Origin of the sequence: Porphyromonas sp. COT-052 OH4946 (genome assembly GCF_000765965.1) — a bacterium.
GTDB classification, from domain to species: domain Bacteria; phylum Bacteroidota; class Bacteroidia; order Bacteroidales; family Porphyromonadaceae; genus Porphyromonas; species Porphyromonas gulae.
On record NZ_JQZY01000002.1, the window covers coordinates 207,978 to 230,673 of the forward strand.

The following is a 22,696-nucleotide window of genomic DNA, read 5'->3' on the forward strand; positions in this document are numbered from 1 at the left end:
GATGTTAGCCTCTTTGCATATTGCCAACTACGTTCTGATCGACCGGCTTGATATTGATTTTGCCCCTCATTTTTCTGTGATCACAGGAGAAACCGGTGCAGGAAAAAGTATTCTCTTAGGTGCTTTGGGGCTGCTTGTCGGGGGGCGTGCCGATACTTCGGCTATTGCACCCGGTACAGATCGCTGCATAGTAGAAGGGCGTTTTACCGGATTCGTTCCGGAGATGAAAACCGTATTGGATCGCTACGACTTGGATTTCGATCCCGACGAATGTACTATTCGCCGCGAAATATCCTCCAAAGGCAAAAGTCGCGCTTTCGTAAATGATACGCCTGCTCCATTGACGGCTCTTCGTGAGTTGGCCGACTTCTTGATCGACATCCATTCTCAGCACAAAAACCTCCTGCTCGGTGACAGCTTGTTCCAGCTCAACGTACTGGATGCTTATAGCGGAAAACCCGATTTATATACCGGCTACAGGAAGGCCTATCGGGTGTATGCCGAAAAAAAACAAAAGCTGGAAGACCTTCGTAAGGCAGCCACCGCGACAGCATCGGAGTATGACTATTGGCAGTTTTGTTTCGAGCAATTGGATAAGGCCGGTCTCGAATCGGGAGAAGAAACTCGTTTGCAAGAAGAGCAGTCCATGCTGACGCATGCCTTGGACATTAAAAGAGAGCTGGGGCGTTCCTATAGCCTTCTCTCCGACGATGAGAGAGGACTACTGTCGGGGCTGAACAAAGTGGAGGATGCTTTGGTCTCCATAGAGAGCTATTATCCCGACTCGGTTTCTTACCGACAGCGAGTACGCGATGTTCGAATAGAGTTGGCCGATATTGCATCGGATTTGGGGCGGCGTTCGGACGATGTCTCCTACGAACCGGAAAGATTGAATGCTGTGACGGGTAGGCTGGATGAAATTCACTCGCTCCTGCATCGTTACAATGCCGATAGCAGCGATGCTCTTATTGCCATACGAGACGATCTGACCGAACGCCTCTCAAGGATCAGCACCGATGAAGAAGAGATAAGCCGACTTGAGCAAGAAGTCCTAATCCTTTATAAGGAGATTGAGGCCAAGGCATCGATGTTGACCAAAGAACGTATTCGGGCGGCTTCTGCTTTGGAAACCTCTTTGTGCGAATCCTTGCGCAAACTCAATATGCCTCATGTTCGTTTTGTCGTTGATATTCGCTCGACAGAATATGCCCCTCACGGAGCAGACAAGGTCGTTTTTTTGTTTTCGGCGAATAAGCAGATGGAGCCGGAGCCGGTATCGGAGATTGCCTCAGGAGGAGAGATCGCTCGCCTGATGCTATGCCTGAAAGCTCTCATTGCGGACAAGCGTTCTTTGCCGGCCATCGTTTTCGATGAGATAGATACCGGCGTATCGGGTGAAGTGGCTGACCGCATGGGAGAGATTATGGCTCACATGGGGCGAGGTATGCAAGTGCTCGCCATCACGCATCTGCCCCAAATAGCAGCTCGCGGGGAGCGGCACTACTTCGTCTATAAAGATGAAACAGGCGAACGGGCGCGCACTTTCATTCGTGAATTGACTTCCGAGGAACGGATACGAGAGATAGCCCGTATGCAGAGCGGGAACAACCTGACGGATGTGGCCCTGGCCGCAGCCAAAGAGCTTTTAGCAAGATGAAGAATGACAAAATGATATTCGGCCTGCACTCCATATCGGAGGCCTTCGAAGCAGGCAAAGAGATCGACAAGATCTTTATTCGTCGGGGACTCAAGACAGAGCAGACCGATGCAATCATTCGAGAGGCCGCAGAGCGGTGCGTGCCGGTGATGCATGTGCCGACAGAGAAGTTGGACAGGCTTACCTCCAAGAATCACCAAGGTGTAGTAGCCATTCTTTCTGCCATCGAATATACTCGTTTGGATCAACTCATACCGATGCTCTATGAAGAGGGTAAGACACCCTTCCTCTTGCTACTCGATGGTATCACCGATGTGCGAAACTTCGGGGCTATTGCTCGTACAGCAGAGTGTGCAGGGGTGGATGCCATCATTATTCCCGAAAGAGGTAGCGTTTCGGTGGGTGGAGATGCCATCAAGACTTCTGCCGGTGCTTTGCATCGTATTCCGGTTTGTCGCGTGACTTCCATTCCCGGAGCCATCCGTAGCCTGCAAGAATACGGTATACGCATAGTCGCTGCTTCGGAAAAGGCAGCAGATCTATATACCGATGTGCCCATGCAGCTGCCTTTGGGTATAGTCATGGGTGCGGAGGATGTCGGGCCATCGCCCGATACGCTTAGGATGGCCGATGGCATAGTGGCTATTCCGCAGATGGGGGCCATAGGCTCGTTGAACGTCTCCGTTGCGGCCGGTATCGTTATTTACGAGGTAGTGCGACAGCAAAGACTGCAATCATCAAATTCATAATCCAAATAAAAAACAGTACGCAATGAAAAAGGTAATCAACACAAAGAATGCACCGGCCGCAATCGGGCCATACAGTCAGGCTATTCTAGTAGGTAATATGCTCTATGCTTCTGGACAATTAGGTCTCGATCCCGCCACGGGGAATTTTGTTCCCGGCGGAGTAACGGAGCAGACCGAACAAGTATTCAAGAACATTCACGCTATCCTCAAAGAAGCCGGCCTCACGATCGCCAATGTGGTAAAGACCACTTGTTTCTTGGCCGATATGAGCGATTTTGCAGCGATGAATGCCGTTTACGAGAAGCAATTTACCGGCGACTTCCCTGCTCGTTCTGCTGTTGCCGTTAAGACGCTGCCGAAGAACGGATTGGTGGAAATAGAGATCATAGCGATCAAAGACTGATCTTAGATCTCCTTCCTCCTCATGACGAGAGGCTGTGGCGAAAGGAATTTTTTCCTTCGCCATAGCCTCTTTCTTTATCCCCAAGCATCGCAGTATGGGGTATTCCCTCTTATTCGGACGGTCGGCATTTAGGAATCGAATGGGTAGATATTCTTATATTTGCGACTATATGAGAAAATCACTCACCATTAAAAATCAAAAACATAGAATGAAGAAAACGCTTTTGCTCGCTGCGGCAGTTGTTTGCAGCGGTTTCGTCGTACAAGCTCAACAGAAGAGTGCTGACGTTGTAGAGAATCGGTTCACTACTATTAAAGAAGTGCCCATTACGCCGGTGAAAGATCAGGCCAATTCAGGTACATGCTGGTCATACTCCGCATTAGGATTCCTCGAAAGCGAAATCCTCCGTATGGGAAAACCTGCAGTGGACTTGGCCGAAATGCACTCCGTAGCCCAATCATACAAGGACAAAGGCGAGAAGTATGTGCGCCTGCACGGTAAGCTGAACTTCGGACAGGGCGGTTCCTTCTACGATGTCCTCTATGTGGTGAAGCACTACGGCGTCGTTCCGCAGTCTGTCATGGAGGGTCTGAACTATGGCACGAAGAAGAATGCTCACAGTGAATTGGCTGACGGTGCATTGGCTTACCTCAAGGCTATCGTGTCGAATCCTAACGGCAAGCTCACTCCTGCATGGAAAAAAGCCTATGACGGGATCATCGACAGCTACCTCGGCACATGTCCTGAAACTTTCACTTATGAAGGTAAGACCTACACGCCGAAGAGCTTTGCTCAGTATCTCGGCCTTAATGCCGACGACTATGTGTCGCTGACTTCTTACACACATCATCCTTTCTACACACAGTTTGCTCTCGAAATCGAAGACAACTGGCGCGGCTCTCTCTCTTATAACATGCCCATCAACGAGCTGATGGAGACGATGGAGTATGCCATCAACAACGGCTATTCCATCGCATGGGGTTCGGACGTAAGCGAAGTGGGCTTTACGCGTGATGGTATCGGCGTATTGGCCGACGTGGAAGGCATCGAAGCCAAAGGATCGGATCAGGATCGTTGGGTAGGATTGAGCCGTGCCGAAAAGCAGGCAGAGATCGTTCGCACGGTTAATAGTGCCGATTGTCCCGAAATCAACCCCACACAGGAGTTCCGTCAGAAAGGTTACGATGAGTACACCCTCACCGATGACCACGGTATGGTTATCTATGGTATCGCCAAGAACCAGAACGGACGTAAGTTCTTCATGGTGAAGAACTCATGGGGCGAAACCGGTAAGTACAAGGGCATCTGGTATGCTTCTTACAACTTCGTAGCCGGTAAGACGATGAATATCATCGTGCACAAGAAGGCTATCCCTGCAGCCATCGCCAAGAAGCTCGGCATTCGCCAGTAAATCATATCCCCTGCTATCTTAGAAGCAGGTACCCAAAACAGGATAAAGACAGTAAGCCCGAAAGTGATACGTCGCTTTCGGGCTTACGTTTTGCGTGGTACTGAGACTGTGTGAATGGGAGCTAAGCCAAGCCGGTACGCTTCAGCAAGGGAGCAATGTCCGGCTCATGTCCGCGGAAAGCTACATACAGTTCCATGGCATCAGCCGTATCGCCTCTCTCCAATATCTCACGACGAAAACGACCGGCTACCTCGCGATCGAAAATGCCCACTTCCTTGAAAGCTGCGAAAGCATCGGCATCCAGCACTTCCGCCCATTTGTAACCATAGTATCCGGCTGCATAGCCTCCTGAGAATATATGACCGAAGGCCGTGCTCATCACGGCATTGGGGGGCGACGGGGGCAGGATAAGAGCTTTCGACCAAGCGGCCTCTTCAAAAGCCTTGATGTCCAATTTGTCATCCACCGGAGCAGATAATCCGTGCCATGCCATGTCGAGATAGCCGAAGCTGAGCTGACGGCATGCGCCGCTTGCTGCGAGATAATTTCGTGCCGAGAGGAGTTTCTCCACCAATTCCCGAGGCATAGGTTCGTCCGTTATATAATGGCGGGCAAAGGTGTCGAGGAACTCCTTCTCCGTCAGCCAGTTTTCCATTATTTGGCTGGGAAGCTCCACGAAGTCACGGGCTACTGAGGTGCCGGACAAGGAGCTGAAGCGGCATTTGGACAGCATGCCATGCAGGGCATGACCGAACTCGTGCAGGAAAGTCTCCACCTCACCTGCCGTCAGGAGCGAAGGCTTGTCCGCCGAAGGAGGGGTGAAGTTCATCACGATGATAATGTGCGGATGCTGATGCTCGGACTGATCTCGGAGGTTGTTCATCCATGCTCCGTTTTGCTTGCCTTCGCGTGGGAAGAAATCCGTGTAGAGCAGACCGATATAAGAGCCGTCCTCATCCGACACTTCGTACACCTTTACATCCGGATGATAGACCGGCACATCCGTCCGTTCGGAGAAATGAAGCCCGTACAGTCGGTTGGCCAAGCCGAAGATACCACGTGTGACGCGCCCTAATTCGAAGTATGGGCGCATCATCTCATCGTCCAGATCGTAGTGGGCCTGTTTGTACTGTTCCGAAAAGTATGCCCAATCCCAAGGTTGTATCGTGAAGTTATCGGCCTCGGATATCTTGTCGGCAGCCCATTGGCGGATCATCTCCAATTCTTGTGTCGCTTTGGGTTTGTACGCATCCAGTAGTTTGTCCAGCAGCTCTTGGACTGCTTTGGGGGTCTTGGCCATTCTGTCATGAAGGGCAAAGTGGGCAAAGGTGTCGTAGTCCAAGAGTCGGGCCTCTTCGAGACGGCCGTTCACCATTCTACGGATCAGAGCCTCGTTGTTATACTCATTGTCTACGAAGCCCACACACATTTTCGCTTCATACATCTGCCGGCGCAGGTTCCCATCGGGACAGTGCTTCATAAAAGCAAAATAGCTCGGAGCAGAAAGGTCGAAAAGCCAACCGTACGTATAGCCCTCTCGCCGGGCTTTCTCCGAAGCGAGTGCAAGAGCCGTCTCGGGCATCCCGGCCACAGCTGCCGGATCGCTGAGGTGGAGTTTGTAGCGTTTCTCGTCCTTGAGCACATTCTGTCCGAAGGTCAAGGACGCCATACTCATCTCTTCGGACAGGGTACGCAGCCGGTCTTTTTTCTCAGTAGGAAGGAGTGCTCCACTATCGACAAAGCCCCGATAGCAATTGTACAGAAGGCGTTTTTCTTCCTCCGATAGCTTTTCTTTCTCATCGCTCTCCCATACAGTCCGGATGCGCCCGAACAAGGGTTCGCTCAGGGCTATATCCGTACTGAGACGGGTCAGTTCGGGCATTATCTCTTGGGAGAGATTCATCAGTTCGTCGTTGCTGTCGGCATGCAGGAGATTGAAGAAAGCTCCACAGACAAGCTCCAGCTTTTCGCCACACAGCTCCAGTGCTAAGATCGTATTGGCGAAAGTCGGCGGTTCGGTACTGTTGATGATGGCATCTGCTTCTGCCCGTTTTTCTGCTAAGGCATACGCGAATGCTTCCTTGAAGTCCGCTATCGAAATTTTGTCGAAGGGGTAACTGCCGAAAGGCGTATCGAAGGGTTGTAAGAAGGGATTCATTATTAAAGATTGGGGATTAGAAATGAAATCCGACACGCAGCTGTATGTCGCCGGTATCGAATGACACGTTTGGGTAGAATTTGTAGGCTGTTTTGCGGATGAATCGACGCCCCACGATGGCTACATGCCAAGGCCCCGGATGGAATGCAAACTCCGAACTCGTCACCAGCAGGCGCGCTTTGCTTTCGTCGCCCTGCACCAGAAAAGAGCTGACGTCGCTCTTTCCCTGTTCAGGTTCTTCGTGTCCGATCCATGTATATAGGTGGTAGGTCTCTAAACCGATGAGCAAACTCCAGAGATCGTTGTATGTAGCTCCCAGAAATGCCTTGCCGCTGAATCCAGTGCCGAGGTTATAGTCCCGATTGTCCACGTTGTAGTGATCCGAGAGACTGGCACCCATCGGTACGGCATTCAGGTAGGTTTCGGCATACAGATGCAGAGGCCTATGCCTCAGTCTCCCACGATGCTGGAAGATAAGGCCGCCACCCAAAGCCGCCACTTGCGAGATACGGTAAGGGGTGACGAGTATCTCTTCCGAATTCTTGCTTATGCGTTTTTCCGAATTGTAGTAGTCGAAGTGCTGAAAGAGACCTCCCACCAAAACCGTTCGTTCGCGTGCGAGCAGCTGGAGTCCGCTCAGGATCCCGATCAGATTGATCTGGCTCAGCAGAGGTTGCGATTCGGAGAAGCTCAATCCGGCTTTGAATTGGAAAAAATCGTATGGAGAGAAAGTTTCGCTTCGGAATGGATCGCCGTAGTCGAATCTCAGATTCAGGGTCAGAGCCGTGGCACCGGTTCGGGCATGCCGCTTGTCCGCCAAAAACCGAAAGCCTGCATCGACGATGATATTTATAGGGACAGATTGGAACACGCGGCCACTCCTACTTCCCACGGAAGTGACCTCTCCGGCTGTCAAGCGGTTGAGAAAGCGCATCGGATTGATCAGTGCTGCAGCTACCTCACGCCCCGTACGTTCCCATCCTGTGGTTCGATTGTCTATGAGCAGATCGGACAGTCTATGCCCCATCTCTCCCAAGGCTACACCGCCTATGGTCGTGGCAAAGAGGTCGTTGATGCTGGGCGGTTCGGTCTCCATGAGCAGCTCCCACATCAGACTGCCGAAGAAGGCAAAGGGAGCCGAGTGCTTGAAACTCAAACCGTTCGATCTGGCAGCGTTGAAGTAGAGGGATCCGTGATAAGGATGTGCGAAGAGGTTGGTGACGAACTTGTCATTGTCCCAGCCGAAGCCTGTCTGGAAGTTGTTCTTGATCGTCTGCCAGCTGATGTCTGCAAAGTCCTCGTTCATGATGTAGTGATCGAAGCCCCATACAGCCAGATTCACACCTATCGTTTTGCCGATGGCGCGCCAAGGACGTTTGGACAGTGTCGAAAGCGAGTCGGTACGCAATTCAAGCCCTTGTGCCATAGGAAACCGCTGAGCGGAAAGTCCGATGGAAGAGAGTATGTACAGTAGTAGCAGCGATAGAAGCCTTCTTTTCATCTTTGTTCTGATGCCTGGAGGATGTGTGGTACTAACGTTTGACTATCTTTTCGGCCATGGTGCCGTCGTGAAGGAAGTAGACCCCTGCCGGAAGGTGATGCAGGTCCATGCGCACAGTCGTAGCGGATGTCCGGGCTTTGGCCACTACTCGGCCTTCATTGTCGAACAGGTATATCGTCCGCCCCTCCGGCAGACTCTGCGGATATTCTACGGTAATATGATCCGATGCAGGATTGGGATAAACCCTATACCCTGAGCCGATCGGTCCGATGGCATTAGACCCTTTCAGATAGGCGCGCAGGTAGAAATTGATATCCAACTTCGTATCCCTTCTGTTGATGGAGGCGAAAGGAGCACCTTCCGATGGATTCATGACGTACAAATCGCCCTTGCCAAGCATGGCCGGACCGGCATCGATACCCATGGGATAGCCTTTTGAGGCATCGGCCGTGTAGCCTATGTACAGATCTTTGCCCGATGGGATGACGAAAGGCGTAGAGAGTTGTACGCGGAAAGGATCCCCGGCCTTGAATCCCGTCACCTCCTGCTCGAACAGCAGTTCCTGCCGCGAAGCATCGCCCCAGATGCAGAGGCGGTACGCGCACTGCTGCTCGCCGGGGAAAAATTCGATGGCTTCGATGCTTTTCCCCTCATAAGGGGCGAGATCTGTAGCCGTATAAAGATGAGCTGCGGCGTATTCCATCTTTTTATTCTCGCCCATGTAGAGAAAAGGCTTGGTACTCCACGAAAGGATATTCTCATCTATCTCCTCCTCTATTGCCGGACGGATGTTTGTGATCATAATGGCATTGTCGTTGTAGCCACGCTTTTGGCTTTGCGGATTGAAGAAGCCGAGCGAATAGTAGCCATCGGCATAGCCTTTCCATCCCCAGTTGATATGGATACGCCCTTCCGCATCTATTCCGTCCAGCACGAATATATGTCCGCCGTATCCGTTGGTATTGGCCAGATATATGATCGGAAGCCCTCGCTCCATATCCGCTGCGATATAAGCATGCCATTCGTCCTGCGGAACCTGATGCACCACCTGATTGCGTGAAAAAGATTCATAGCCGAAGTAGCGGCGGAGGCAGAAGTCCAGTTTGTGGATGTATGCACTGCTGCCACCGGCACCGTAATTCATCTGCATCCCCACACCGCAAGCCAGCATCAGATTGGCAACGGCTTTGGCTTCGAGGGTGCTGTATGCTCCCTCTTCGTAAGTGTCTATCATATTGTCCCAATCCAAGGGAATGGTGTCGAGGCTCATTGAAATCGCTATCTGGCTGTTGGAAGTCGTGTAGTCGATCTGTCCTGTAGCTTTCTCGGGGTAACGATAATGAGCCACTACCTGCGCCATCGATGTAGCTCCGCAACCGGTGGGGGACTGGCTTCCATTGACGAGGGGCGTAAGCAAGTTGAAAGGGGCATTCTGTCCCCACTTCGTGCTTAGCAAAGGCCCTGTCGGGTTGTAGCTGCTTCCGCGTGTGCCATCATCGGAGGCATCCGAATGGATCGAAAGCAGTGCTTTGAGAGCCGGAGGTGCCGGCTCGTAATCGAACCGCCCTTCTCGGCTATAGCCGAGTATCTGTGTAGGAGCACTTGTCCCGGAGGATACGAGGACAAACCCTTCCCGATCGCCTATGTTGAAGGCGGAAGCCGGAATGCCGGCAGGGAGGGCTGCTCTGGAAAGGCTGAGCGTCTCTCTCTCCGGATATAGCCGCCGGGCGTATTCCCATGCCACCCGTTCATCATCGGGCATAGGCGACTGTGCTTCGATAGTCGATGCGTGGATAGCAATAAAAAGAAGAGAGAAGAATAATGATCGGAAGCCGGAGGCTTCTCCTTTGAAAAAGTATTTTAGCAGCATTGCCCAACGAATGTCTTATATATTTTCGTCCCAAAAGAATAAACGAAGATAAACAAATCTATCCCAGTTTTTAGCGCAGCTTTACTTTAGATAGCACGAACAAAAGCATAAAAGCCTGCCAAAAGCTTCCCACCCCAATACCACTCCCCCATCATAAGCGAACCGAAGAGGTCAATAGGGCGAGTTCTCCATAGGAGGTCCGACGAGTGGCCGGAGCGTCCTGTACGAACCGATTTGAAAGACATGGGGCTGTCATCTGTATTGCAGCGTCTACGCACCATTTTTTTCTCTATTAACCTGCCAAAAAATGTGGCGCGAGAAAGTTTTCGTTTTGGTTCGAGAAGTAAAAAATTCTCGCGCCAAAACGAAAAAAATCTCGCGCCGTTTCTTCAAGATTCACGCGCCACAATCGGAGCGTTTTCGGCTCGTATTTCGTATTGCCGAAAACGTCCGTTCGTTCTTCTTCGAGGCAGACTGCTGACGAAGTGCGAAGACGTGACGATCAGGTCAATTCATCATCAAATTTCCATCGAGGATATACTCCCGGCCTGCAACGGTTTGGAATGTCTTGGTAAGGGAGCCGTAGCGCAGCGTGCAGGGGGAGCCGCTTTTGGAGAGGATGGTCGCTCGGGTGAGTTTCCCGTCAGCCCATTCAAGGGCGATCTCGAAATTGCCTCTGGCACAAAGTCCGCTCACACTCCCGTCAGCCCATGCATCAGGCAGAGCGGGCAGCAAGTGGATGAAGCCGAGATGGCTCTGGAGCAACATCTCGGTGACACCTGCCGTGCCGCCGAAATTGCCATCTATCTGGAAGGGCGGATGCGTATCCCAGAGGTTGTCCAATGTGCCGTTTTTCAGCAGATTGCCGAAGAGCATATAAGCATGGTTGCCATCGTGCAGGCGCGCCCACTGGTTCAGCTTCCAACCCATACTCCATCCCGTAGCCCCATCGCCTCGGTGTTCGAGTACGATGCGTGAGGCTTCGGCCAACTTCGGGGTAGTGATCGGAGAGATCGTACTGCCCGGGTGCAGGCCGAAGAGATGGTTGACGTGGCGGTGGCGGCTTTCCGGATCGTCTATATCCTCCGACCATTCCATGAGCTGTCCATAGCGACCGATTCGATAGGGGGCAAGCTTTTTCAATACAGACTCCCACTGCTTGCGCTCCTGCTCGTCTACACCCAATACCTCGGCGGCTTCGATGGCATCGGCCAGCACTTCCCGAATGACTGCATGGACAAAGGTCGCCCCCTCGTCCACCGGCCCATGTTCGGGCGATGTAGAGGGTGCAGCGGTGTAGGAGCCGTCAGGCTTTTTCCATAGATAATCCACTGCGAAACGGGCACTGCTCTTGAGGAGTCCGTACCCGGTCTCACGCAGAAATCGGATGTCGCGCGTATAGTCATAGTAGTCCCATACATGCGTGGCCAGCCACGGGCCGGCCATGGGATTGAAGTTCCAAGCCATGTCCGTGCTTTCCAGCGGAGAGGTGAAGCCGAATATATTGCCGGATATGGAAGCTGTCCAACCTCGTGCTCCGTAATAAGCTTGTGCAGTCCGTTCGCCGGGCTTGACCAGTGTGCGGATAAAATCGATGAGGGGGTGTACGCATTCGCTTAGGTTGGCAGGGCAAGCCGGCCAATAGTTCATCTGAAGATTGATGTTGTTGTGGTAGTCCACTCGCCAAGGGCCGTCCACATTGTTGTGCCACATCCCTTGCAGATTGGCCGGCAGATTCCCCGGACGAGAGGAGGCAATGAGCAGGTATCGGCCGAATTGATAATAAAGCTCCTCCAAGCCGTAGTCGGGTTTGTCGGCGCGATACTCTTTGAGTCGTTGGGGGGTGGGCAGATCGGGAGATGCCGCCGTCGGGTTCAGGCTCAATCTGACACGATCGAATAGCGATGCGTAGTCGGCATAATGTTCCTGCCACAGAGCTTCATATCCTTTGGATACGGCCCGGTCTATCCACGTACGGGTCGTTTGCACAGGATCCGTACCGACATAGGTCTTCGGATCGGAGAAGTCCGGGTCGAAGTTGATACGATAGTCCGTATCGGCCGTTACATAGAATACAACTTCGTCGGCATCCCGAACGGAGAGCTTACCGTCTGCATTCGATACGGTACCTCCTCGTGTGGCAACCCGTATGCGGACGACGAATTGCATCCCGTTGTTATCCAGCGTGCCCGTGTAGATCAGTCCGTCGTCCCCGGCGGATGCCATTCGTCCCGTAGAAAGGGGGTTGGGAGCGTAGCTGAAAACGAGGTTTTGTCTCTTGGCGCGATTGGCGGAGAACCGCATAACCATGACATTGGCGGGATAAGAGATAAAGAAGGAGCGTCGATAGTCCGTGCCGGCCATACTGAATTGCACCACGGCCAGAGCCGAATCTATCGACAGAATACGCCGGTATGAGTCGGGATCGTCTTCGTTCAGATCGGTTTCCACATAAAACTCGCCCATCGTGGTGAAGTTGCCGAATCGAAAAGGTTTTTCGCGCGAAGCTTCGTAGGGAACCTCGCTGTTGAAATTCTCTCGAGTAAGCCGTTCTGCCACATCTTTTTTCCCTTCTGCAAATGCTTTTCGTATGGCAGGCAGGAGGTGGGCCGACTGTTTGTTCACATTCCAATAGTAACCGGCTCCTTTAGCCGTATTGGGGCCTCCTCTCCACAGTGTCTTTTCGTTGAAAGTGATACGTTCGGTCTTCACCGATCCCATGATGTTGGCACCGATACTTCCATTGCCGATAGGAAGGGAGCAGGACTCCCATTCCCGGTCGGGATTTTGAGCGGTGTCGCCTGCCGTTTCGGGTTTGTTGTCCCCGCTCCACATTTCGGGGCGGCCCCCGTACCAAACGGCACGCCCTTGCAGGGTATTAGGCGTATCGAACCGGATGATGAGACCTCTCCTATAATCGGAGGCCCTTACAAGGGCTGATGTAAGCAAGAGGAAGGATAAGAGGACAAAGCGTTTTGCCATGATGTATGCAAGTATGACGGTTCTTTCTATTCGGTAATCCTCACCCTGTTGGTCCGTTCGAGCAGGAAGCGACTGCGATTGGGGTGGAAGGGTCGGTATCGGGTATTTACCTCTATGCGGTTGTTCCTGAAGACCAGTCCGTCCACCGACTTGGCGTACAGGATGGGGTGGTCGAACGTGTCGAATACATTGTCTTCGATCAGGATGCTTTCCTCCTCTCCTCCGTGGAAGAATCCTTGCTGGGCATCGAGTCGAGGTATTTCGGGGTAGATGGAGATAATGGCATTGGTGAACTGGAACAGATTGGTCAGCGCATTGACGAAGCGATTGCGACGGATGACTACCCGACGGCAGGCTCCCGTTTCGTACCAGCCGTTGCAATCGCCGCAGAGCAGGATGGCGGTTCCCGATGTGTGATCGAAGAGATTGTTTTCCACCAAAACAGGACGAGGTGTGCTGAACAGTGTGCCGCGAGCGCGATTGTTGCGGATGATGTTGTCGGAGAAGATGACTTCGGGAGTCCATGAGAGGTTTTCCACGCCGAATCCCTCTCTTTCGTTTATATCGGGATGGATCGGCTCGCTAAAGGAGAGGACGAACTCACGTACACCCTGTATCGATTCGCTATCATGGGGGCGGATGGCCACTAACCGATTCTTTTCGCCGATCAGATCCATTGTTGCCGAACGAATGAATTGCACGCTGTCTCCCACTTGTCCCCAGTCGAATCCCCACGATTGAGGGTGCATATAACGTCCGATGAGGGTGTGGTCGTCTATACGGCGGACGACTTTGAGGTAGGTGCCGTGGACATTGATGGCATCGTCCATCATATTTTCGTAGAGTCCACCCGTTGAGATGATTCTCCCCTTACAAGCAGAGAAGTGGGTGGCATCGGCCTGTGTGGTGAAGTAGCGTGGATCATCCTCCCCTTTCAGGCAGACGTTGAAAGATGAGAGAGTGATATTTTCGCATAGCTGTGCCAGCAAGCCCATTCCCTCGGCATAGTGTATGCGGATATTTTGTAAGAGGGTATTCCGATTGCCCGCCATGAAGATACCCGGAGCGGGACGAGAGTATGTGCGCATGGCTACCACGGTTCCCGGTGTGAGGCGTGTATCTTTCCAGAGCGGAGCACGAAGGGTGCGTGATCCAAAGTCTTCTACACCCTGTGTGGAATAGCTGAGGTCGCCGGTTCTATAGACCAGGTGCTTGCTGTCCGGCTCAAAAGCAATCCCCGTAATCGGACGAGCTGTCCATCCTTCGCCGTAGGTCTCGAAGAAACCGTCTTTGTCGATGCGGTACTTGACCCATGGAGCTACTTGGAAGAGCATTCCTTGCAGGCTGTCGCTCTTCAATATCTTTACCTGTGCGATATGCGGATTCTCGAAGTCGATACTGAAGTCGCGTAAGGTGCAGTCCGTGGAGTTCAAAAGAGAAAGGGGCAACATTCGTCCGTGAAAGACGAATTGTGCCCCTTGTCCGTCCAGTGTAAAGCGTTGGAATCCCTCCAAGACCATGCCCACTCGCTTCGGATTGGTCTGATCGTGATTGGATATGTAATAGGTACGCGTTTCGGCTCCCTCCTCATGGAAATGATATGTGCCTGAAGAGAAACGCAGCACGATACTGTCTCCAGACCGGCATTCGGTTCGTATTCGGGCAAGCAGTTTGCGCAATATGGGCGATGCGTTCTGCTTCGTGCCGGCTTTCAGTCCGTAGTGGGACACATCATAGACTCGTACTTCGGATAAAGAGGGCGTGACGATAAGCAATGCCAGCAGAGCAAAGAGCAAGACACGTTTCGTTTTTGTCATCATAGCTGTACAAGAATTATTGCAGCGGACACCTCCTTCTTGAGAAGGAAGAGTCCGCTACGATGTCGGGATCCTGATGGATCTGATGAACACCTCACTGAGGGTTCAAAGATAGTTTTCTTAGGAATCTTTTAGAAGTCTATGCCCCGATAGAAGTCCAGAACCTTGGCTTTGTATATGAAGTCATACTTGGCACGAAGTTCTTCCACTTGGCTGAGGGCGTATTTCGTTTTGGCTTCGGCATATTCGTAAGCAGACAAGCGACCGGCCTCGAAGCTGTCCCGGGCATATTCGTATGCCTTGAGCGTAGCTGCCTTGCTGTTTTCGGCTGCTGCGATGGCTTTGTCGGCTGCCACGGCATTGCTGTATGCTTGCCTGATCTCTTTATAGAGGGCTTTCTTCTCTTCAGCCAGTCGGAGTTCGCTTGACCGCACTTGCAGGCGACTGCTTCGAATGCGGTCTTGCGTTTGCATGGCAGAGAAGATGGGGATATTCAAAGAGAGTCCGATGCTGTAGCTGCCGTTGTTCTTCCATTGTTCGGAGAAGGAGGGGGTGAGGGCGGCATACTCCTTGCCGAGGTCGCGGAAGTAACCGTTGCTGTATCCGGCGGAGAGGCTGAGCGTCGGGAAGTATGCTGCACGAGCCGAAGCCAGACCTTCGCGTGCCGAGGCTATTTGCAGCTCGCTCGAACGCAGTACCGGCTTCAAACCGAGAGCCGCACGATAGATTTCTTCGGGAGCAAGGAGAGATCCCAACCTTTCTGCTACGAGAGCATCTGTGTCGGGAGCCTTGACAGTAATGCTTTCGGGATGCTCCAGTTCGAGGGCTTGCCCCAAGTCCAGACGAGCCAGCTCCTCCTCGGATCGATATTGTACGAGGAGCTGTTCGTCCTTGGCCATCTGGGCATCTATGTCGAGGAGTCTACCCTCTGCCCATTTACCTACGCGAACCATTTCGGCCGTGCGATTGCGTTGCTCACGGATGAGTGCCAATTGTGTTTCTGCCGTCCGAGTCATTTCCTGACGGAAGAGCAGATTGATATAGAGGGCCGCGATTTGCAGGCTGAGGTCTTCACGCGCTTTTTGAAGTCGGGCTATGCCGTCCTCGACGTTGTACTTCTGCTGCTTGAGATCGTGCAGACGGCGCGTGCCGCTGAATACTTCCACCGACGCTCCGATGCTGAGATTGGTATTCATCGAGGAGCGATCTACGGTTACTCCCGTTTTGTCTTTCGAGCGTCCGAAACTGTAATTGTGTCCGATGCCGGCATTGACCGTGGGCAGGAAGCTGTGTCGTGCTGCATCGAGACCGATGATTCGGCTTTCTTGTTCGATCTCCTGTCTGCGCAGATTCAGGTTGCTCTCCTTGGCTATCCGGATACAGTCTTCCAGAGAGAGATCTGACACCGGATTGGCCGATACACCGGATTCATTCTGTGCACGAAGTAAGGAGAGCGAAGATAGGACGGTCAGTGCCGTCAGGAGGATTGTCCGTTTCATTTCTTCTGTTCGGTTTTTTCTATTCCACGCACCTTTTCACCGACTTTAAGTCCGCTTTTGATTTCGATATTCGAACCGTTGGACACACCGGTTTTCACCTGACGGCGTTCGGTCTGTAGCGGCTTCTCTGCTTTTACTACCTGCACAAAAGTGCTATCGCCACTGAACTCTATACAAGCTTCGGGTACGGCCGGTACACCATAGGCTCCTTCGAGTACGATCTCTGCATTGGCGCTATAGCCGGCACGGATCACTCTATCGCTTGGAATATGTACCGAGGCTTTCACTTCGAATAGCACAGCTCCGTTCACGATGCTGCCCTTGGGCGCAAGGTATTCCACTGTGGCAGGAAAACTTTCTTTCCCCAACGCTCCCACCGAAATGCGCATGGGAGAACCCAGTCGAATGCGACCTACTTCCGTCTCGTCTATCTTCCCGACAAAAATCAGATCGTTCATATCCGCTATCGAAGCGATGGTCGTTCCCTCGTTGAACGTATTGGCCTGAATGACCGAATTACCCACCTTGACGGGGACATTCAAGATCTTACCCGTTACCGTGCTGCGCACAAGCGTATTGCTCTGCTTGGCTGTACGGCTGCTGGCACCTTTCTTTACGATCTCCATGGCTTCACGCGCATTGGACAGCTCTTCTTTGATTTTGGCGAAATTCGCTTCGGCTGCCTCGAACTCTTCGCGGGCGATGACCGACTTGTCGAAAAGATCTTTGCTGCGAGTATAGGATTCTTTGCCTTGCTCGTATGAAATCTCCGCCATACGGACACGGCTCTCGGCTTGACTGAGCTGGATCATTTCCGGAACGACTGTGAGGCGAGCGATCACGTCACCGCTCTGTACCACATCGCCGGCTTCGTGCAGCAGTTCGGCTACGATACCGTTCATCTGTGGCTTGATGAGCACTTCATCCCGTGGCTCCACCGTACCGGTGATCACCGTCTTGCTCTCGATCGTGTCTTGCTTGGTTACCGTTTCGATTTGGTACTCTTTGGGTTTGGCTTTGGATTTTTGCCAGAGGAACATGAAGGTGCCGATCACTGCAACGGCCAACAGCACCCAAAGGAAGATCTTGAAATACTTTTTCATCTTGGTTCTTATCTTATTTGTTTTTCTTTATTCGAATTATGAAGGGGCAATAATCTAATGTAAAGGCTGTCATTCATCCCTGATGGCATCGATCGCTTTGATCTGAATAGCCCGATAGGCAGGGAGCAGCCCTCCGAGGATACCGCCGGCTATGATGATAAAAAGAGAGAGCAAGGCAGTACCGAATGGTATCAGAGGATTGTAGAAAGGGAAATTGCCGGACGAGCTTTGGGAAAAAGCCATATCGACCATACTCATCAATCCCACACCGAATACCAAACCCAGCAGTCCGGCCAAAGCTGTCAGCACAAGGGATTCGCTCAGGATCTGTCCGATGATCGTACGCGGCTTGGCTCCGAGTGCTCGCCGAACACCGATCTCTCGCGTTCGTTCGCGGACGGTGACAAGCATGATGTTGGAGACACCTACGATACCTGTGAGCAGCGTGCCGATACCGACGATCCAAACGAGCAGATTGATACCGGTGAAAATCATATTCATCAGCTGGAACTGAGCCGAAATATCGAATTTGGAAAGAGCTTTGTCATCGTCCGGTGCTATCTGATTGCGACTACGGATGATGGTTTCGATCTTCCTGAACATTTGTTTCATGTCGGCCGAAGGATGGGCGCTGACAGCGAAGTTCTCCACACGATTGCCGCTATTGGATATTTGTTGCAGCACGCTATAGGGGAGGTAAACGCTCCTTTTAGGCGATGATCCGATGGTGACGTTGTTGCTTTTCGCTTCCACCACACCTATCACTCTATAATAAAGTCCGTTTACGCGCAGCACCTGACCGATAGGGTCGGTAGTCCCGAATAGTTTTTCTCTTACTTCTTTTCCGATCATGCACACTTTCCTGCGCAGCTTATCGTCCACGGTATTGAGCATTCTGCCTTGCAGGATATTGACGCGGCTGATCTCGAAAAAATCAGGCTCTGCTCCTACTATCGAGTATGTCTCGGACTTGTCTCCGAATACGACGTTTTTGTTCGATCTCGCGCCCCACATGATCGGACTGATGAACTCCACTTCGGGAACTTGGCTGCGAACCGTCCGTATATCGCCGGAGGTCATACTCCAGCTCCTACCGCTGCGGAAACCCATATAAGGTTTTGACGTCAGGTTGGTCCAGTAGAAGGCAGAATTAGAGGCAATGCCCGATACCTCGCGCAAAATACCATTGCTGAATCCGGCTCCCACACTGGTCAGTACGACGAGCATGAAGATACCCCAGAATACACCGAAGGCTGTGGCCAGACTGCGTCTGCGATTGCTGTAGATCGTATGCCAGATCTCTATCCAGCGATCTCTATCGAAAAATCTCATAGTCTCTTCTCTCTCCTCCTTCGTTTAGTTTCTCATCGCCTCCACCGCGGGGATTCGTACGGCTTTGCGGGCAGGCTGGTATCCTGCTATGGCTCCGCTTACTACCATGACTATCAGAGCCAACAGGGCAGTGCTCAGGTCGATGCTTGGATCGCGGAAGAGCGTGAGCGTTATTCCCTCTACCTGTCTGCTCCCGACACCGGTAGTCTGTACCCAGTGCGATACGAACTCCATCAGACCAACACCGGCCACCAAGCCGATCAGTCCGGAAAGCAGTGTGACCACTACCGCCTCTGTCAGAATCATATGGATGATAGCCCTTGGCTTGGCTCCCAATGCTTTGCGAATGCCTATTTCGCGCTGTCTTTCATTGACGGTCACTTGCATGATATTGGCCACTCCGATAATCCCGATGACAAGGGTGCTCAGCCCGATAATCCAGAGAAAAACATCCATGCCGTTGAATATCTTGTCCATCATTTTCATGTCCGTCACCGGTGCATCGACATAGGGCACTTCCATATCGGTAGGATCATAGCCCTTGCGGAAGGCCAGTTGCCGATTGAGTCGCACTTTCAGTCTCTCCACATCCGCCTCGGTTCGCACCGTCGGGCAGTTCATGAATAGCGTACAGTCCAGACCGAATCCCTTGCCAAAAACACCTGAATAGGTGGCGAAAGGAATGTAGTTGGGGCTGAATTGCCCCTGTTCGCCTTTGCAGACGCCTACCACGAGGCAAGGGATTTGGGACAGATTTACGTATTTCCCTATGGGTGAAACACCTTCCCCGAATAAGACATTGGCCGTCTGTTCGCACAGGACTATTACTTTTCTCTTCATGGCATCGTCCGATGTGGTGAGGAAACGTCCTTGGAGCAGATGCGTCTTGACCATATTGCCGTATTCTCCGGATACGGCTTTCGTAGGAGTGGAGTGTGTCCGATCCTCATACTGTACGTCGTAGCTCCACTGGTTGGTATAGTATGCCGCACCTTCGATCAGATCGGGATTGAGCTTGACCAGATAGTCGCAGTCAGCAGGTGTCAGCTCTATATACCTGTCCTTGGGATAGCCTCCATACTCCTTGCCGGTGCGCCACGTGGAGAAGCTGATGGCACTCGTGCCCATACCGAACTGCTCCACATTGTGCCGGATGCCATGCTGGAATCCGCGGCCGGCACTCAGCAGCAGTACCAGTAGCAGTACGCCCCAGGCTACGGCAAAGCCGGTGAGAGCCGTACGTAGCATATTCTTGCGCAGGGTGGCTCCTAATTCGTGCAGATTGTCTAAGTCGAACATACCGTCTATCGCTCTTTTTAAGGTCTTAGGCTCCGATGATGCCGTCTTTGATATGGATAATCCGATCCGTACTGTCGGCTACCGACTGTTCGTGCGTGACGATCACCATGGTGATCCCATCGCGATTGACACTGCGCAGCAGCTCCATCACCTCTACCGTCGTAACGCTGTCGAGTGCTCCCGTAGGCTCGTCCGCCAGAATGACATGTGGCTTGGCTGCCAGAGCGCGCGCTATGGCAACGCGCTGTTTCTGTCCGCCCGAAAGTTCGTTGGGCAGATGATCGGCCCAATCTTCCAGCCCCACGCGCCGGAGGTATTCCATAGCCATCTCATTGCGCTTGCGGCGACTTATGCCCTGATAATACAGGGGTAGGGCGACGTTCTCCACCGCATTTTTGAATGAGATCAGATTGAAGCTCTGGAATACGAATCCGATCAGTCTGCCTCGAATCTCTGCCGCTCGGTTCTCGGAGAGATTGCGGATGAGTTCGCCGTGCAGGCGATACTCACCTTCGTCGTAGGTGTCGAGTACGCCGAGGATGTTCAGCAGCGTACTCTTGCCCGATCCGGATGCTCCCATGATAGAGACCATCTCTCCTTTGGCGATGTGCAGATCTATACCCTTGAGCACGTGTAGGGGTTGTGCTCCCGGATAAGTTTTGTGGATGCCTTTGATGTCGATCATTTTATTGCGATTGTTCTTTTATTGTTTGCCTTGCTCCCCCTTGCGCATGATGATGGAAGGGATCAGAAGTCCGAGGCCGCCAAAAATCAGCAGACAGATTCCCGAAAGGGTTTCGAATGTGTGGCCGAAAGACCAGTTGAACTGACTATTCACCGCTTGTTGGAAAAAGAAAGTAAGGATGAAAGCCAGCAGCAGCCCGATGCCCATGCCTACCATCATGAAACCTACTTTGATACCGAGTCCTTGATTGTCTCGAGTGCTAAAGGAGGAGGTCAATCGGGTCAAGTCTGCATTTCTTTCGGGAGAAGGCAGGGAGTCGAGCTTCTCGATCAGGCGAAGTCGTTCGCCACGGCGTACGTAGAGTTCGAAAATCTTGAAGATGAAGTAGAACACTACCGCAGGTACCAAAATTGATTCTAAGTTCATAATCGTTTCTTTTTAGTTTGAGGGTTATTACTTTGGGGTTGTTTGCCTCTTTGACGGACAGTGCTCGAAAAGGTTACACCTCTGTATCGCCGGATACTCTCTTAAAAAGAAAGCCACTCTGCCATCAAACCTGCTTCGTTCTCTTCTTTTGTCTCTTACTCTCTTATCTTATGCTTGCACTATAACGGACAAATTTCTCGTCCGTATATATGAGTATTAGCTAAATAGTACACCGCAAAAGTATGCCATAGTTTTGGAATCTGCAATACCAAGGCCGAAAAATTTTTCTCGCAGGTGGTATGTCCGTGTGGTCTATATATGATAATAGCCGTCAGGATGTGGAAAAAAAAGGACGATCCGAACATCGTAGTTCATCAGGATAGAAAGGGGAGAATGAGGCCTCGGAATAGATGTTTTCGTGTAAGTTTGGCGAAAGATCTCACCCGGGACTGTAACCGAATCGACAAATCTGCGTCTAAGCGATGAGATGGAGAAGCAATCCGACAGCTACTATATCAGTGCCGTGCAGGCGGGCGACACCGAAAGTTTCGCCCCTTTGGTGGAGCGATACAGCGACATGCTGTATGCTCTCCTCTGTCGGCTGCTACAGGACGAAGAGGATGCGGCCGATCTGTTGCAAGACACCTTCGTAAAGGCTTTCAGGCATATCGGCCGATTCGACGGCCGGAGTTCGTTCTCCACATGGATCTACCGAATCGCCTACAATGAGGCGATAGACCATCTTCGTCGCCGCAAGGCCTATGTAACCGATCGGGTGGAGGAGCTGCCCGATGTGCCGGACGAAGATCTCGAAACGTCCGGAGAGGATCCGGAGCTGCTGCAGCAGGCATTGGACTCGCTGCCGGCCGCTGACAAAGCCTTGCTGCTCATGTTCTATTCGGACGACCTGTCGGTACGGGATATAGCGGAAGTGACCGGCATGTCGGAGTCCAACGTGAAGGTCAAGCTCCATCGGCTTCGCGCCAAACTCTATAAAATGATGAGAAAATGAAACAGAATATAGAAGACAAAAAGCTCAAAGAACTGTTCCGGCAGTTGCCCAAACAACCGGCCGGACTCAAACAACGCTTCGATGTGATGCGTGCCGTCCGAGAGGAAGCCGCTCGGCGCGAACGGCGTGCCCATCGTCTGTTCGGCATCGCCATGGCGGGTGTATGTGTCCTCGCGGTGGTTGTCTTCGTGGTATTAGGTTCCAAGGGATTGTTTAGCGGTCTCGATTTTGATAGCTTGGTTCAAGACCGACCTTTCCGCAATCCCTTCGCCGGTTTGGGCAACGATATAGCCGGAGCACCTCTGATCTTCCTGTCCGTGGTCCTCCTCTTCGGGCTGTTCCTCTACGAATTATATCGCAATACGAAGCATCGCGACACCAAGTCGTAGACCGCTCCGGTACCCCTGCTACGCATCCCGTCGAATACGAACGGGGCAAAAGGAGGGGAATGCATGAAAAATCCGATTCAACAAAAAAACTCAGGCATACTCCGGCCTGAATCCTGTGTCTGCCGAAGTCGTGTACCTCTGATAGAACCGACCTTCCGCCATCAAGGCATTAAGACTACACCTTTGAGCCGATAGGCCAACATCTGCAAATTACAGTCTCGAAAAATACGAGCCAAAAACGCCCCGATTGCGGTTCCAAAATCGGGGAAAAACGGCGCGAGAATTTTTTCGTTTTGGCGCGAGAATTTTTTATTTCCCGAACCAAAACGAAAAAGTTCCCGCACCACGTCTTTTGGGCGTGTGAATAGAGAAAAAAATGGCGTGTGACGAAAGACCTGCAAAA

22 protein-coding genes are annotated in these 22,696 nt (G+C 52.1%); 8 read left to right on the forward strand and 14 right to left on the reverse strand.

Features of this window, described 5'->3' with window-relative positions:
- Nucleotide 1: 1 nt before the first annotated feature.
- From recN to HQ50_RS01020, 4 genes are all read left to right on the forward strand, one after another.
- Nucleotides 2-1,657 carry a DNA repair protein RecN gene (gene recN / locus HQ50_RS01005; protein WP_039427651.1) on the forward strand — a complete coding sequence of 552 codons (1,656 nt, stop codon included), beginning with the start codon at nt 2-4 and terminating at the stop codon, nt 1,655-1,657.
- Entirely contained in the window at nt 1,654-2,406 is a 753-nt protein-coding gene (rlmB, locus tag HQ50_RS01010) for a 23S rRNA (guanosine(2251)-2'-O)-methyltransferase RlmB (protein ID WP_039427653.1), read from the forward strand. Before recN ends, rlmB begins: the two co-directional genes overlap by 4 nt.
- A gap of 22 nt (nt 2,407-2,428) precedes the next feature.
- A complete protein-coding gene (locus HQ50_RS01015; RefSeq protein WP_039423963.1) occupies nt 2,429-2,809 on the forward strand; it encodes a RidA family protein in 381 nt (126 codons plus the stop codon).
- Between the two features lie 208 nt (nt 2,810-3,017).
- Entirely contained in the window at nt 3,018-4,220 is a 1,203-nt protein-coding gene (locus tag HQ50_RS01020) for an aminopeptidase C (RefSeq protein ID WP_039420897.1), read from the forward strand.
- 121 nt (nt 4,221-4,341) lie between these two features.
- Here HQ50_RS01020 and HQ50_RS01025 read toward each other — a convergent pair whose 3' ends face one another.
- From HQ50_RS01025 to HQ50_RS11060, 5 genes are all read right to left on the reverse strand, one after another.
- Nucleotides 4,342-6,378, reverse strand: a complete 2,037-nt coding sequence (locus HQ50_RS01025) for a M3 family metallopeptidase (RefSeq protein WP_039427656.1) — start codon at nt 6,376-6,378, stop codon at nt 4,342-4,344.
- 16 nt (nt 6,379-6,394) lie between these two features.
- The gene (locus HQ50_RS01030; protein WP_039418744.1) at nt 6,395-7,879 is read right to left on the reverse strand and encodes a DUF3943 domain-containing protein; all 1,485 of its coding nucleotides are present in this window, start codon (nt 7,877-7,879) and stop codon (nt 6,395-6,397) included.
- Nucleotides 7,880-7,910: 31 nt separating this feature from the next.
- Nucleotides 7,911-9,749, reverse strand: coding sequence for a C10 family peptidase (locus tag HQ50_RS10290; RefSeq protein ID WP_052073441.1), 1,839 nt, complete (start codon nt 9,747-9,749; stop codon nt 7,911-7,913).
- A gap of 86 nt (nt 9,750-9,835) precedes the next feature.
- Complete coding sequence (locus tag HQ50_RS01040; RefSeq protein ID WP_018964542.1) at nt 9,836-10,030, reverse strand: hypothetical protein; 195 nt, start codon at nt 10,028-10,030, stop codon at nt 9,836-9,838.
- The gene (locus tag HQ50_RS11060; protein ID WP_160224176.1) at nt 10,020-10,112 is read right to left on the reverse strand and encodes a DUF1661 domain-containing protein; all 93 of its coding nucleotides are present in this window, start codon (nt 10,110-10,112) and stop codon (nt 10,020-10,022) included. The genes HQ50_RS01040 and HQ50_RS11060 overlap by 11 nt, the downstream gene beginning before the upstream one ends.
- Between HQ50_RS11060 and HQ50_RS10465 the strand changes: the two genes are divergently transcribed.
- Nucleotides 10,081-10,230: a DUF1661 domain-containing protein gene (locus HQ50_RS10465; protein WP_152566838.1), complete on the forward strand. Its 150-nt coding sequence runs from the start codon at nt 10,081-10,083 to the stop codon at nt 10,228-10,230. The two genes, HQ50_RS11060 and HQ50_RS10465, sit on opposite strands and share 32 nt — an antisense overlap.
- A gap of 26 nt (nt 10,231-10,256) precedes the next feature.
- On the opposite strand, the gene HQ50_RS01045 is transcribed toward HQ50_RS10465, so the two are convergent.
- The 8 genes from HQ50_RS01045 to HQ50_RS01080 all read right to left on the reverse strand — a co-directional run bounded on the left by HQ50_RS01045 (nt 10,257) and on the right by HQ50_RS01080 (nt 20,892).
- Nucleotides 10,257-12,731 (reverse strand): glycoside hydrolase N-terminal domain-containing protein, encoded by a 2,475-nt coding sequence (locus HQ50_RS01045; RefSeq protein WP_039427657.1) that lies wholly within the window; start codon nt 12,729-12,731, stop codon nt 10,257-10,259.
- Between the two features lie 26 nt (nt 12,732-12,757).
- Entirely contained in the window at nt 12,758-14,551 is a 1,794-nt protein-coding gene (locus HQ50_RS01050; protein WP_081960018.1) for a right-handed parallel beta-helix repeat-containing protein, read from the reverse strand.
- Nucleotides 14,552-14,679: 128 nt separating this feature from the next.
- Nucleotides 14,680-16,047, reverse strand: coding sequence for a TolC family protein (locus tag HQ50_RS01055; RefSeq protein WP_039427659.1), 1,368 nt, complete (start codon nt 16,045-16,047; stop codon nt 14,680-14,682).
- Complete coding sequence (locus HQ50_RS01060; RefSeq protein WP_039423982.1) at nt 16,044-17,150, reverse strand: efflux RND transporter periplasmic adaptor subunit; 1,107 nt, start codon at nt 17,148-17,150, stop codon at nt 16,044-16,046. The genes HQ50_RS01055 and HQ50_RS01060 overlap by 4 nt, the downstream gene beginning before the upstream one ends.
- A 69-nt stretch (nt 17,151-17,219) precedes the next feature.
- On the reverse strand, nt 17,220-18,482 hold the full coding sequence (locus HQ50_RS01065) for an ABC transporter permease (protein WP_018964548.1): 1,263 nt from the start codon (nt 18,480-18,482) through the stop codon (nt 17,220-17,222).
- Nucleotides 18,483-18,506: 24 nt separating this feature from the next.
- Complete coding sequence (locus HQ50_RS01070; protein WP_039427661.1) at nt 18,507-19,781, reverse strand: ABC transporter permease; 1,275 nt, start codon at nt 19,779-19,781, stop codon at nt 18,507-18,509.
- Between the two features lie 25 nt (nt 19,782-19,806).
- A complete protein-coding gene (locus HQ50_RS01075; RefSeq protein WP_039427663.1) occupies nt 19,807-20,466 on the reverse strand; it encodes an ABC transporter ATP-binding protein in 660 nt (219 codons plus the stop codon).
- 18 nt (nt 20,467-20,484) lie between these two features.
- Complete coding sequence (locus HQ50_RS01080) at nt 20,485-20,892, reverse strand: DUF6249 domain-containing protein (RefSeq protein ID WP_026292101.1); 408 nt, start codon at nt 20,890-20,892, stop codon at nt 20,485-20,487.
- Nucleotides 20,893-21,379: 487 nt separating this feature from the next.
- Here HQ50_RS01080 and HQ50_RS01085 point away from each other — a divergent pair, with 487 nt between their 5' ends.
- Both HQ50_RS01085 and HQ50_RS01090 read left to right on the forward strand, forming a co-directional pair.
- Nucleotides 21,380-21,904 carry an RNA polymerase sigma factor gene (locus HQ50_RS01085; protein ID WP_018964552.1) on the forward strand — a complete coding sequence of 175 codons (525 nt, stop codon included), beginning with the start codon at nt 21,380-21,382 and terminating at the stop codon, nt 21,902-21,904.
- Nucleotides 21,901-22,293, forward strand: coding sequence for a hypothetical protein (locus HQ50_RS01090; RefSeq protein ID WP_018964553.1), 393 nt, complete (start codon nt 21,901-21,903; stop codon nt 22,291-22,293). Before HQ50_RS01085 ends, HQ50_RS01090 begins: the two co-directional genes overlap by 4 nt.
- A 175-nt stretch (nt 22,294-22,468) precedes the next feature.
- On the opposite strand, the gene HQ50_RS11960 is transcribed toward HQ50_RS01090, so the two are convergent.
- A complete protein-coding gene (locus tag HQ50_RS11960) occupies nt 22,469-22,618 on the reverse strand; it encodes a DUF1661 domain-containing protein (RefSeq protein WP_369794155.1) in 150 nt (49 codons plus the stop codon).
- On the opposite strand from HQ50_RS11960, the gene HQ50_RS11965 reads away from it, so the two are divergent.
- Nucleotides 22,587-22,661, forward strand: coding sequence for a DUF1661 domain-containing protein (locus HQ50_RS11965; RefSeq protein WP_230587210.1), 75 nt, complete (start codon nt 22,587-22,589; stop codon nt 22,659-22,661). The two genes, HQ50_RS11960 and HQ50_RS11965, sit on opposite strands and share 32 nt — an antisense overlap.
- Nucleotides 22,662-22,696 lie beyond the last annotated feature (35 nt).